Source organism: Paenibacillus sp. Soil750 (genome assembly GCF_001428045.1).
Taxonomy (GTDB): domain Bacteria; phylum Bacillota; class Bacilli; order Paenibacillales; family NBRC-103111; genus Paenibacillus_E; species Paenibacillus_E allorhizoplanae.
In genome coordinates, this window is the sequence record NZ_LMSD01000008.1 from 26,966 (window position 1) to 40,414 (window position 13,449).

11 protein-coding genes and 1 riboswitch are annotated in these 13,449 nt (G+C 45.4%); of the genes, 10 read left to right on the top strand and 1 reads right to left on the bottom strand.

The window, feature by feature from the left end; translation table 11 throughout:
* Window positions 1-250 precede the first annotated feature (250 nt).
* From ASL11_RS09160 to ASL11_RS09195, 8 genes are all read left to right on the top strand, one after another.
* Window positions 251-1,747 (top strand): response regulator transcription factor, encoded by a 1,497-nt coding sequence (locus ASL11_RS09160; RefSeq protein WP_056612745.1) that lies wholly within the window; start codon window positions 251-253, stop codon window positions 1,745-1,747.
* A gap of 1 nt (window position 1,748) precedes the next feature.
* Complete coding sequence (locus tag ASL11_RS09165) at window positions 1,749-3,500, top strand: sensor histidine kinase (RefSeq protein WP_056612746.1); 1,752 nt, start codon at window positions 1,749-1,751, stop codon at window positions 3,498-3,500.
* Between the two features lie 157 nt (window positions 3,501-3,657).
* Complete coding sequence (locus ASL11_RS09170; RefSeq protein ID WP_056612748.1) at window positions 3,658-4,575, top strand: ABC transporter permease; 918 nt, start codon at window positions 3,658-3,660, stop codon at window positions 4,573-4,575.
* Window positions 4,576-4,600: 25 nt separating this feature from the next.
* Window positions 4,601-5,482 carry a carbohydrate ABC transporter permease gene (locus tag ASL11_RS09175; protein WP_056612751.1) on the top strand — a complete coding sequence of 294 codons (882 nt, stop codon included), beginning with the start codon at window positions 4,601-4,603 and terminating at the stop codon, window positions 5,480-5,482.
* Window positions 5,483-5,538: 56 nt separating this feature from the next.
* Window positions 5,539-7,167, top strand: coding sequence for an extracellular solute-binding protein (locus ASL11_RS09180; protein WP_056612753.1), 1,629 nt, complete (start codon window positions 5,539-5,541; stop codon window positions 7,165-7,167).
* A 98-nt stretch (window positions 7,168-7,265) separates the two neighbouring features.
* The gene (locus ASL11_RS09185) at window positions 7,266-8,804 is read left to right on the top strand and encodes an ABC transporter substrate-binding protein (protein WP_056612755.1); all 1,539 of its coding nucleotides are present in this window, start codon (window positions 7,266-7,268) and stop codon (window positions 8,802-8,804) included.
* The gene (locus ASL11_RS09190) at window positions 8,801-9,766 is read left to right on the top strand and encodes a pectinesterase family protein (protein ID WP_056612757.1); all 966 of its coding nucleotides are present in this window, start codon (window positions 8,801-8,803) and stop codon (window positions 9,764-9,766) included. The genes ASL11_RS09185 and ASL11_RS09190 overlap by 4 nt, the downstream gene beginning before the upstream one ends.
* A 611-nt stretch (window positions 9,767-10,377) precedes the next feature.
* Window positions 10,378-10,650 carry a Fur family transcriptional regulator gene (locus tag ASL11_RS09195; RefSeq protein ID WP_056612759.1) on the top strand — a complete coding sequence of 91 codons (273 nt, stop codon included), beginning with the start codon at window positions 10,378-10,380 and terminating at the stop codon, window positions 10,648-10,650.
* Window positions 10,651-10,668: 18 nt separating this feature from the next.
* Here the strand turns inward: ASL11_RS09195 and ASL11_RS09200 are convergent, their stop codons facing one another.
* Complete coding sequence (locus ASL11_RS09200) at window positions 10,669-11,229, bottom strand: YdeI/OmpD-associated family protein (protein WP_056612761.1); 561 nt, start codon at window positions 11,227-11,229, stop codon at window positions 10,669-10,671.
* A 326-nt stretch (window positions 11,230-11,555) separates the two neighbouring features.
* Window positions 11,556-11,657: riboswitch (purine riboswitch) on the top strand.
* Between the two features lie 133 nt (window positions 11,658-11,790).
* Between ASL11_RS09200 and purE the strand changes: the two genes are divergently transcribed.
* Window positions 11,791-12,276, top strand: coding sequence for a 5-(carboxyamino)imidazole ribonucleotide mutase (purE, locus tag ASL11_RS09205; protein WP_056612763.1), 486 nt, complete (start codon window positions 11,791-11,793; stop codon window positions 12,274-12,276).
* A complete protein-coding gene (gene purK / locus ASL11_RS09210) occupies window positions 12,273-13,445 on the top strand; it encodes a 5-(carboxyamino)imidazole ribonucleotide synthase (RefSeq protein ID WP_056612765.1) in 1,173 nt (390 codons plus the stop codon). The genes purE and purK overlap by 4 nt, the downstream gene beginning before the upstream one ends.
* Window positions 13,446-13,449: the final 4 nt, after the last annotated feature.

Below are 13,449 nucleotides of genomic sequence, written 5' to 3' on the forward strand. Positions count from 1 at the left end.
AACTACATATTTTACAGTTAAATCGAGTTTTCGATGAAATTTCTCATAAATAGCTGTACATTTTCCAGTTAATGAAAATCTCTGGCGTACTAACCTCTCAAAACCAACAAACTCGCCCAACGAAGCCCGAGCGCCGAGATCTCGCGTACACCATAAAAATATGTTATGGATCGCAAAAATGTTGAATTTTAATCAGAAGCGGTCTTCTGATAGAATTTAGATGGAGTTGGTTTGGAAGGGAGGAAGCGCTTTGTTTCAGATCCTCATCGTGGATGACGAGCATATTGAAAGAGAAGGGATTAAGCGATTAATCCACAAATATAAACTGCCCTTGGCTGTGTTGGAAGCTGAGAATGGCGAAGAAGCCTTAGAGATGTTAGCTTCGCATCCAATCGATATTGTATTAACCGACATCAAGATGCCATTTATGGATGGCCTTACTTTGTGTGAGCGGGCACGAGCGCAGTTCCCTGAGTTGAAAATTATTATTTTCAGCGCCTATGGGGAGTTTGAGTATGCACAGAGGGCGATTCATTATCAGATCTCCGCGTATTTGCTCAAGCCCATCGATGTGAGTGATTTCCAGAGAGTCTTTGATGAAGTCATTGCGCTCTGTCATAAAGATCAAGAACAAGAGAAGGAAGAACTGTTCTTAGAGATCCTTCATGCTGCGCAAGCTTCTTCATCGCACTCTCGTAAGTTAGAGCTCCTCGGGCTTCATTTTGGTCAGATGTCCGTTCAATTAATTCTAATAGACTACAGTTCATCGGTCTTTGATGTAGAGCACGACTTGCTGCCAGAGAGACTCCAGACCGTCATTCGTGCACCGTTCGATTATGTGAATTTGAATGAAAGTCAGAGCTTAGTTTGTGTACGATGGGATCACACAGTGCGTAAGGAAGATCTGGAGTCGTTAGGCAGCAAGTTAAAAGCAAGCATTGCGGATGCCTACAACGAAACCTTTACGATGGTCATTTCTAGGTTAATCCACACAGGAGATGAGTTGGCTCCCGAGTTTAAGCTCATGGAGAATGTGCTGGACTATAAATTTTTCTTCCATGAAAGCACAGTGCTCTATACAGATGAAAGCCAAGGGCAAGAAGAAATAGCGAGCACCATCCCTAAGCTGATGGAAACTCTTTATTGGCACTTAGAAGTCAAGGATGAGTTCGGCCTACGCCAAGGTGTTGAGCTATTCTTTAAGACGATTGACGGGAGCGGGCAGCATTCCGCGATTTACGTGAAGTACATGTGTACAGAGCTGGCTAAGAAAATAGGGGAAACGGCAGGGAAAACAGACGTCCACGCGTTTAAGTCGATTGTGGAGGCTATATTCGGGTGTAAGTCCCTAGCTGAGCTGAAAGCGCAGATTCAGACTGTTCTTGGTATGCTAGACGGCGATACGGATGTACATAATCCGGAATTCAGTAAGAAAGTGATTAAGGATATCCGAAAACTGATTGAAGATAACTACACATCGGATATCAGCTTGCAATGGATTGCGGATAAGGTGTTTCTTACACAGACCTATGTGAGCTACCTGTTTAAAAGGGAAGTAGGACTAACGTTTGTTAAATATCTTACAACCATTCGGATGCATAAGGCGGAGGCGCTGCTGCGGGAAACGCATCTCACGATTGCGGATATCAGTCAGCAGGTCGGCTATATGAATACGTCGTATTTCTGCAAAACATTTAAACAGGTTCATGGGCAAAGTCCAGCCAAATTCCGAGAGAGAACGAGCTGATATGAGAACTTTCCTCGCTTATTTTCAAAACTTAAGATTTAAGCAAAAGCTGTTTATCTCCTATATGGTCGTCTCCATTATTCCTGTTGTCGTATTGGGGATGTTTTCCTATCATCAAGCTAGCTCTTTCCTGCTTCAACAGGCGAAACAGAATTTGGATGGAGCGATTAGTCAAATTGCAGAGACGATTAACTATCGCGCGAAGCAACATGAAGCGATCATTAATTCGATCACACAGAATGTTATATTTAAGCGCATCTTTATTAGTAATGACGGTGATTTTCCCGTCTTGTATCGGGATTATGTGGATCCGTTTTTCAGTAACATTCTTGATTTTAATCAGGATATCTTACAAATATCAGTATTTACCGAGAATCAGTCTATTCTGCGAGGCGAATATATTCTGCCACTCGATTTGACATCCGATCTGAAGTGGGCGAATCAGCAGACGCATTCGAAAGAAACGCAGTGGAACATTAAGAATGGCAAGCTCTTCGCTACAAGGCCTTTCGTGAGTGAAGAGGGAGTGCCGTTAGGGAAGGCGCCCGCCGTGTTGTTCCTGAGCATCGATGCCGATAGTTTGTTTCAGGGATTGGATGATATCAAAACGAATGCCTATGGGATTTTGATTTTAGATAAAGAGGGCAATCAAATTCTATCTAAAAATATACAGATGAGCCCATCGCTTCCCATCGCTTCGCTGCCATCCTCCCAGTTAATGGAGCGAATCGGTTCATTTTCGATGCAGGCAACGGATTACATGTACATTACAGCGGATATGGCGGAGCCGGGCTGGAAACTTGTTTATTTTACACCTAAAAATGGGATTTCGGTGGATGCAAGGAGCATTGTCAGTGCGACAGCCTTGATTGTCTTGGTGTGTTTGGCGGGACTGCTGCTCATCATCTGGATATTCTCCAACACCTTCGTCAAACGTATTATTAAGCTCAATAAGAAGATGATGATCGTCGAAAATGGGAATTTGAAGATTGACGTATCCAGTCAGTCTAGGGATGAAATTGGCCAATTGACGAATCGGTTCGGCAATATGCTTGTGAATATTAACACCTTGATCGAAGAAGTGTATCAAAGTAAGATCACGCAGAAAGAAGCGGAGCTCAAGGCGCTGCAGACGCAGATAAATCCCCATTTTCTATATAACACCTTGTCGATTATTAATTGGAAGGCATTAGAGATTGACGCGATGGAAATTAGTCAGATCACGAATACGGTTTCACGATTCTATCGAACGGTTCTTAATAAGGGGAGAGATTTCATCCCTGTCCGAAATGAATTGGAGAATGCCAAGGATTATATGCATATCCAAAGTATCATGCACAATTATCGCTTTGATTTCATTTGCGAAGTAGATGAAGCATTACTGCGATATGACATGATTAATCTTATTTTTCAGCCGATTTTGGAAAATGCGCTAGAACACGGTATTGATAAGCTCCGTAAGGGGGATGGGCGCGGCTGTATCACCTTGCGAGGTTACAGGTCGGGAGAAGATCTGGAGTTCTGTATCGCAGACAACGGGCCAGGGATGAGTAAGGAGTTGGCGGAAGAAGTTATTCAACTAAGTTCAGTCGGGTATGGGTTGAAAAATGTACACGATCGCATCCAGATTCGCTTTGGTCAAGGCTATGGCTTGCGAATTGATAGTGAACTTGGGCACGGCACCAGCGTATTTCTGAACTTTCCCGCCTATACGGCGGAGAGGTATTCCAAGGAAGATGATAGTACTAGATGAGGAAACACCTATGAAGTCGGCGTGAAGACGTCCGGGCTGAATGGGTGTTTTTTTACGTAAAAAAGTGTTACATATCGCAAAAATGTTGGATATTTGCAAAGTCAGTCATGCGCTAAAATTACCTTATTGGATGATTGATTGAAAGGAGTTGGAGTTATTGGGGGATAAGAAACCGCTGCTCATCAAACTGATACGCAGAGATAAACTGCTGCTGCTGATGTTTTTACCGGTGTTTTTGTATTATTTCATATTTTGTTACTTGCCGATGCCGGGGATCCTTATTGCATTCAAAAACTTTACACCGGGACATGGTGTATTTGGAGGCGATTGGGTAGGGCTTAAGTGGCTGGACCAGTTCGTCCATTCTCGTTATTTCTGGCGCTTACTGAGGAACACATTCCTGCTTGCGTTCTATCCGCTAGTCATCGGATTCTCGATCCCGATCCTCTTTGCCATATGCGTAGTTGAGATTAAGAATGGCCTCTTCAAGCGTTTTGCCCAAACGGTGACCTACCTGCCGCACTTTATCTCAACGGTTGTTATCGCGGGGATGATCATTAATTTCCTGTCTCCGACAGACGGTATTGTGAATACGTTCTTGGCTTCGATGGGCATGGCCAAAATTAATTTCATGATGGCGCCCGAATGGTTCCGATCCATCTTCACGGCGTCAGGTATCTGGCAAAGTTTCGGTTTTAGCTCCATTATCTACATCGCGGCTATTATGGGGATCGATCAGGAAATGTACGACTCTGGAAAGATTGATGGCGTTAACAAATTTCAAGAGGTGTGGCATCTTACACTGCCAAGCTTGAAGCCAACGATTGTGATTCTGTTTCTACTCTCCATCGGCGGCATTATGAGTGTGAATTTTGAGAAGGTGTATCTGCTCTACAACGGTGCCACGTACGAAACGGCCGATGTGATCTCGACTTATGTATACAGGCAAGGGATTGAGTCACAGAACTTTGGTTTTGCTACAGCGGTGGGGCTATTCAATTCAATTATCAGTTTCATCTTAGTATATGCGGCCAACCAAGCGAGTCGTCGAGTGAACGACATGTCTTTGTGGTAGCAGCGCCTCAAGAAAGGAGGCCTTCATGGTTAAATCATGGACGGACCGGAGTTTTTATGTAATCGTTTACAGTCTCGTCGCACTTGCGATTGTTGTGACCTTATATCCATTTATTTATGTGGTGAGCATCTCAATGAGCTCGGTAGAAGCCATAGACAATAAGTTAGTCACGTTCTTACCGGTTGATCTGAATTTCGATGGGTACAAAATGGTGCTCGGTTATTCCGAATTATGGAAGTCTTATTACAACACCATTTGGTATACCGTCGTGGGGACGGTCTTTAATCTGGTGGCCACATGTTTAGCGGCCTATCCGCTTTCGAGGAAGGCATTCTTCCTTCGAAGAAAGCTCAATTTCTACATTGCATTCACGATGTACTTCTCTGGCGGGTTGATTCCCATTTACATGGTGATCACGGAATTAGGGCTCTACAACACGAGGTGGGCGATGATTCTGCCTGTGCTTGTAAGCACCTTTAACGTCATGATCTTGCGCTCAGCCTTCGAGAATATTCCGAACGAAATATTTGAGAGTGCGAATATGGATGGAGCTAAGGATTTCACCTTACTGTTCCGTATTGCGATACCGCTTACAAAACCGACGCTTGCTGTTCTTACGCTGTATTATGCGGTCGCGCACTGGAATGACTTCTTCAATGCCCTTCTGTACCTAGGGAAGGCGGAGTTGCAACCGTTGCAAATTTTTCTCCGAAGGGTGCTCATTATGGCCTCACCTGAAATTATGCAGAAAATGGGGGGCGAGACAGCGGCTAAAGCTCTGGCTGTTTCGACATTGCAAGTCCGCTACGTTTCGATTGTTGTCAGCATTTTACCGATTATTACGATCTATCCGTTCATTCAAAAGTATTTTGTACGTGGTATCACGCTAGGTGCAGTCAAAGGGTAGCAATGCTCTTGCTGGATAGATAAGTGGGCTTTATACATTGAGGGAGGGTTTCGTATATGAAAAAAACACTCAAAACAACGGCAAGTTTGTCTCTGATTACAGCATTATTTGCAATGGTAGCCGCAGCTTGTACAAGTGAGGGGAGCTCTACGCCTACGGCCAGCTCCGCGGCAGCAACGCTGAAACCAGATGCGAGTTCTGCTGCAACACCAGCGGGCTTCACGTACACAGGTACAGGGCCAATCACCGATAAAGCGGGATCGCTCAAAATTCTAGCAACGAATGCATGGACGAACAATGTTGATCTAAACCAAGCTCCGATCGTCCAAGAGTTGAGTAAGCGAGCAGGCATTACGGTCAATTGGGAGCTACTTCCACCATCGACCTATCAGGATGCGATTAGCCCGCGACTTGCCGCAGGAGCTGATCTCCCCGATGTGATCTATCAGTTGGATCAGGATCAGACGATGAAAAATATTCAAGGTGGATTGTTCAAACCGCTGAACGATTATATCGATAAGTATGGGGTCAACATCAAGAAGCTGTTCGAGAAATACCCTGCTTTGAAAGCAAGCTTAACGACACCAGACGGGAAGATTTACTATCTGCCGCAGCTGGCCGTGACCAAGAACTATATGCCTACGTTTATGGTGAACCAGAGATGGTTAGATAAGCTGGGCTTACAGGATCCAACAACGCTCGATGAATTCACGGATATGCTTCGTAAGTTCAAAGCGAATGACCCGAATGGCAATGGCAAGCAGGATGAAATCCCATTCTCGGTTGCGCCTAATCAACTAGCGAATGCGTTTGGACCGGTATTCGGATTGGATTTAGCCAATAACTTCTATGCAGACAAGGACGGGAAGGTGCATTATTCGTACTATGAGCCGAACTATAAGGAATATTTAACCTACTTAAATAGTTTGTACAAAGAGGGATTGTTAGAAGCGGATTTCGCCAGCGTCACCGCAGATCAGATTACCTCGAAATTTTCGCAAAATATAACAGGTGCTACATTTAACTTTAGTTGGTATACCTCGATGGTGTACAGCAAGCTGTTCAAGGATTATGATCCAACGAAACCATTGATTAAAGGGATTGCTCCATTCAAGGGGCCGCACGGCGATCAATTCTATATAGGACGGAACCCGATCACAGGTATATTTGGTGTTACGAAGAATGCTAAGGATCCGGAACTGGCATTCAAATTCTTGGATTATGCGAGCAGTGAAGAATCCAAGGAGATGTATGTGTGGGGACTGAAAGGACAAACCTTTGATGTGGTTGATGGCAAGAAACAATTTACGGAGAAAGGCAAGGATAATGATTTTATCCAGAAATTCGGTATCAATCCAACTAATTTGCCAATTGAGCAATCCGTCGAAGCAACGGATGTACTGGTAGCGCCATGGCATGCTAAGATTGATAAAGAGATGGAGAAATATATCAAAGCACCGTTCCCATTCGTATACGCGCTGAAAGCTGAGGCTGACAAAGAGAATACGGTGATGCCAGATATTACGACGTACGTTAATGAAATGAATATTAAGTTCATCACGGGTAAGGAAAGCCTAGATAAATTCGATAGCTATATCAAGTCGTTGAAAAGTATGGGCGTTGAGGATGTCATTAAAGGTAGACAAGCGCAATATGACCGTTACCTCACAGCCAGTAAGAAATAAACAACGATTGTCGTTTGTATAACTAGCACAGCAGCCGCGGAAATGGCTGCTGTGTTTATCCATTTGCGGCGACGAATCACAAAAAGGACGGTTTCAGGATGAAAAGATCCACCTATGTGCTGCTGTTCATCGTGATTTGTACTTCTGTTGTTGTGCTCATGATAGTCGGCAAGGGAGGAGATCCAGGGCGGACACCGGCATCGTCACACACGAACAAAGCGGGGCAAGGCCTAGCGCCAACCACTTTACATCTCTTGTTTCCTTTGGAGAAGCCAGCTGCTCAAGATGAAGTTATCCAAGCAGTTGAGAACAAGCTTGCCAAGGACGGCTTGCCGATCAAGCTGGAATTTACGTATATTCCGTATGATCAGTACTGGAATAAGCTGTGGCTGAATGCGGCGAGCGGGGAGCCTTATGATATTGCTTTATCGGCATTTTCGAATATCGCAGATTTAGTTTCGAAGAAAGTACTAGCACCCTTGGATGATGCGCTTCGCGATTATGGTCATGCGATAGTAAACAGCACGCCGGATTACGCCTTTCAAGGCGCAACGATAAACGGGCATATCTATGGAATTCCTCGCGTGATGCCGATTGCTGAGTTTCAGAGTTTCGTGCAGATTAGAGGCGATCTGCGAAAGAAATACGGTTTGCCGGAAATTAAGACGGTGGCCGATATGGATAACTATTTGGAGACGATTCATCAGAATGAACCGACGATTACACCCTATTTTTACGACACAGGCCGTTTCTTGCTTCGAGAATATGGGGATGTCGCTTTTTTTGCGGGGGGTTACCTGAATGCTCCTGTGTATATTGATCCAGCGGATCCTCAGCTGAAAGTCAGGGATACCTATGAGTCTGATTTTTTCGTTCATATCATGGAGAAGATGCATGAATGGCAGAAGAAGGGCTATATCCCATATGGCCCATCGGACACCTCGAAGTATCCAGATCCAGAGCTTGCTTTTATCTCAGGTAAAGTGGCCGCAACATGGAGTGTTGTCATGAAGCAAACGGAGCGAATTGATGCGTTCAAAGCGATGCTCCCAGAGGGAGAACTAGAAAATGTGTATTTGCATCCAGAGAAGCCGAAGTATTTATATACGGGTGCTGATAATATTCTTTCGGTATTTTCGACAAGCCAGCATGTGAATGAGTCTGTTGCTTTCCTGAATTGGCTGAGAAGCAGTCAGGAGAACTACGATCTCTTCACATATGGAATCAAAGATGTGAATTACAAGCTGAAGGACGAAGCCATCGTTTATGACGGTATTGCGCCCGAGCATCAATATAACCCGATCAGCTGGACCTGGAATGATATTCGGTTTGCTCGGTTTAGTACCTATATCTCACCTGCCTATAGCAAAGAACTGCGGGACTGGGATAAGGAAGCGATCGTGTCGCCAACGCTCGGCTTTGTACCTGATCTGGCTCCCATTAAATCGGAGATTGCCCAGCTCAATGTCATCATTACGGAGTATTTGCCGATACTGTATGATGCGAAAGTGGATTGGAACGCTACGATGGCTAGCTTCAGAGCCAAATTAAAAGATGCTGGCATGAATCATGTTATTTCTGAAATTCAACGTCAATTTGATACTTACCGAGCTAGTAGAAAGGGTGAAAAGCCATGATTACCGTTGCAGCAGATGGGAGCGGCGACTTCATTAGCATACAAGAGGCTGTTGATCATATCCCAGAGGGACAGACGGAGCCGACGATTATTCACATCAAAAGCGGCGTGTATAAAGAGAAGTTATATATCGATAAACCATGGATAACGTTGGTTGGCGAGGGGGCGGAAACGACTGTAATCTCCTATGACGATTATGCGAAAAAGTTGTATCCGAGCGGAGAACCGTACCATACTTTTCATTCCTACACGGCTTACATAGGTGGGGATCATATTGAGGTGAAGGGGATCACCTTCGAAAATACAGCAGGGAGCGGGGACATCGTGGGGCAAGCCTTAGCTGCATATGTTGATGGGGATTGCGTTAGCTTTCGCGATTGCCGATTCCTCGGGCATCAGGACACACTGTTCACAGGGCCGTTGCCACCGAAACCGCGAGATCGCGGCAGCTTTGGCGGTCCAAGGGAAGATGCGCCGAGACGTCCGGTGAGGCAGTATTACGAACGCTGCTATGTGGAGGGCGATGTTGATTTTATTTTTGGCTCGGCGACAGCTGTGTTTCAGGATTGTGAGATTGTCTCCTTGGGACGCGGCTGGATCACAGCTGCCTCTACCCCAGAGGAGGTTCCATATGGTTACGTATTTCTGAGGTGTAAACTAACCGGTGATGCGCCTGAGCAGTCCGTTGGTCTAGGAAGACCGTGGCGGAATTATGCGAAGACGGCGTTCGTAGATTGCTGGGTAGGACCGCATATTAAGACTGCGGGTTGGGATCGATGGAATGAACAGGAACCGATAGATGAGGTCGTGTACATGGAGTTTGGGAGCGTGGGTCCTGGGGCTCTAGCCAGCGGACGTGCGGAGTGGGCACGGGAGTTGACTGCAAGCGAGGCAGGGGAGCTGACAGCTCGGCGAGTTCTGGCAGGTGACGATGGATGGGATCCAACACGAATAGTTGAATAAATAAGCAAGTTTAGCTTGCTTATGGCCGTCAGGAGGATAGCTCTTGGCGGCTTTTCTTTGTAGCGTGCAGAGGCACGAAGTATCGATGAAAAACACGCTTACAGCGTGTAAAAGAGTTCGCCTTGTCGACCTTATCGCGCTGAAGTGACGGAAAACACGCTTACAGCGTTCGAAATCGCCCGTTCCACCGGCTCCCTCCGACTTTAACGCTGAAATAGATGCTCAAAGATGCAAAAGAGCACTCATTTTCGGGGAATCAGCCTATCAAGTGGTAAATTGATGCGAAAGTGCAACCTTTTGGGCCGAATATAGACCGAAGTGAGGAGTGGAGGTCGAAATAGTTGCACTTTCGCACTTATTTCATTTGGACAGAGGACTTCGCCAAAAAAGGTTGCACTTTTGCATTTTTAAGCTCCACAGCTGTACTTCTGCTTCGAACAATGGGGGTGTAGAATGTTGAGCATAAGCTTGTTGACAATCGTTATCAACAAAATTATAATTAATATTATATTAAAATAATTATAATTAAAGAAATGTGAATATTTGTAGTTATTTGCATCATGTGAAAAAGTAAAATAAAGTCCCCACCAATAAAAGAGGAGGTTACCCTAATGGTCAAACATGATCTGAAGCAAGCATTACAACGGATGCGAGCAAGGAATATCACGTTAACCCCGCAGCGGCAAGCGTTGCTAACGTATCTTTATGCGCAGGAAAGTTACGTGGCGGTGAAAGACATTTGCGAGGCGATGGTCGGTGAATATCCGCATCTGAACGCGATGACAGTCAACAGCTCTCTGCACGTTTTTAAACAGCTGGGATTAGTGAATGAGTTGACAGTTGGCGGAACTTCTTTACGATATGAAGCGGCTATATGCTCGTAAGTGAATCCCCGTATGGATTTAGTATGCAATCAGTCGGCCGTCATCATGCCATTGTCCATATAAGTTATTCAAACGGGTCTGTTCAATAAACTTGGTTAATCGATTCTGATACAACGTTGCATCGTGGCGTACAGACTGAATATTGTCGATTTTGACTCTAACATAGAGCTCTGGCAAGGATTGAAAATGGTGATATAGTACTTCGTCCTGCCGTAATTGCGTTAAGATATCTTCAAGTATAATGAAAGATTCAGGGTTCATATCGGGTAATACCTTATATCCTGCTTCTGTCATGAGGCCTAATTTATCTAACCTTCTGACGCGCTCTTTATTGAGCTCTGTCCAGTTACTCTTCTTTTTCCTTGGCGAGTATCGATGCGCTGTTTGCGTGTCATCTAATTTTTTAATGGTGCTATCAATCCAGCCGAAACATAAGGCTTCTTCTACAGAATCTAAGTAACTTTCGGAATGTCGACCTGTAGGAACTAACCAACAATATTCTTCCGTACTGTGATTCTCACTTAGCCAATTTCGCCAATCTTGCCGTGTGTGTACGTTCACAATTTTATCTATGATCATAAGTTTCTAGTCACCTCTGATTATTATTATAACCAAACGCACTGACAGCTGTATGTCAGTGTGTTTGTTGTTTTTCCATAAGAATGAAGTCATGTCGAAAAATATGAATGCTCGTCATACAAATTAAAGAACAAGGGATGATCTCATATAGAGATGTTGAGAAAGGGTTGATAAACGCATCTTTCCTCATTAACAGGTAAAAGCTAGAAAATGTGCCTAAAAAGCGAACTATTTAAAAGAAATAAGAGAAAATCGTTCGTTTTTTCAAATTGACATGGCACGTTAGTTGGTAGTAAACTAGGAAAGCGGGAAATGAAGCCGCACTAATTGAAAATGTCGAATCAACTCGTATAAAATCAGGAATAAGGCCTGGAAGTATCTACCCAAAAACCATGAATTTTTGGACTACGAGGAAGCGAATGAGGGGAACCATAGGAAATGATGGTCTTTTTGCATTCGGTTCTTTTGCTGTCCAGCGTATAGAATCGTGAATTCTAGCACTGGGCATTTTTTATTATTAGATGAAGATTTTAAAAGTCGGCTTTCAGAAAGAGGTTTGAGATGACGGTACGTGTTGGTGTAATTATGGGAAGCCAGTCGGATTGGGAAACGATGAAGCATGCTTGTGATATGTTGGACGAACTGGGTATAGCGTATGAGAAGAAGGTTGTCTCCGCGCATAGAACGCCGGATCTGATGTTTGACTATGCAGCATCGGCTATCGAACGCGGGCTACAAGTCATTATTGCCGGAGCAGGCGGTGCGGCGCATTTACCAGGAATGGTAGCAGCCAAAACTGAGCTTCCGGTTATTGGTGTTCCAGTCAAAACGTCCACGTTGAATGGTATGGACTCTTTGCTCTCTATTGTGCAAATGCCAGGCGGCATTCCGGTTGCTACAGTGGCTATCGGCCATGCGGGTGCAACGAACGCAGGCTTGCTTGCTGCGCAGATCCTGGGCGCTTTTGACCCGGAGATCCAAGCGAAAGTGAAAGCACGCCGCGCGCGTATCACACAAACGGTGCTGGAAAGCAGTGACCAGCTATGAGCGAGGCATCCAGCGGTAAGGTGATCCAGCCAGGAGGCACAATCGGCATCCTTGGCGGCGGGCAATTAGGGCGCATGCTTACGCTAGCCGGACGCAACATGGGGTATCGCTTCGTAACGCTCGATCCGACAGAGGACGCGCCTTGCGGCCAAGTCGCGGATCAGATTCAAGCGAATTTCGACGACGTGGAGGCAGCTAGAAAGCTTGCCGCACGTTCGGACGTAATCACGTACGAATTCGAAAACGTCGACGCACACGTCACCAACATCTTGATGGAAGAGTCCTATGTTCCACAAGGCAGTCATCTTTTATACACGACCCAGCACCGTCTTCGCGAGAAAAGAGCGATTGAAGCGGCAGGCGTTCCCGTAGCGCCTTATGCAGAGATCACAAGCGAAGCGGAGCTGCGGGAAGCAGCCGAACGCTTCGGTACACCATGCGTACTCAAAACCGCTACAGGCGGTTATGACGGCAAAGGGCAGTGGGTGCTTCGCTCTTTAGATGAAGTCACTGAAGCTTATGAAACGTTAAGCCGCGCCAAAACCGAGCTGGTTCTCGAACAATTCATTCTTTTTGACAAAGAATTATCCGTTATTGCAGCTAGAAGTCCACGCGGCGAGGTAAAAGCATTTCCTGCTGCTGAAAATATACATGTACATAATATTCTGCACGAATCCATCGTGCCGGCACGTATTCCTGTGCCCGTGCAGAAGGCAGCCGAAGAACTGGCGATTCGCATCGCTGAGTCACTCGGCGTGATCGGGCTCATTGCGGTTGAGCTATTCCTAACCAAGGATGGTCAACTATATGTGAATGAGCTCGCGCCACGCCCGCATAATTCGGGGCATTACACGATGGAAGCTTGCCGGACCTCACAGTTCGAGCAGCACGTACGCGCGATTTGCAACTTGCCTCTGGGTTCAACAGAACTGATTACACCTGTGGTCATGGTCAACTTGCTAGGTGAGCACATTGCACCGCTGCACGATAGACTAGCGGAACCTGGTTTCCTAGAAAATGAAGCGTTAGGTGTCAGCGCGAAGCTTCATCTGTACGGCAAGAAGGAAGCGAAAGAGAAACGCAAGATGGGTCATATCAACCTTTTAACAGACGATGTTGAGAAAGCATTGACTTGGATAGAACAGACAGGCATTTGGGAAAGTAAGTAAATGA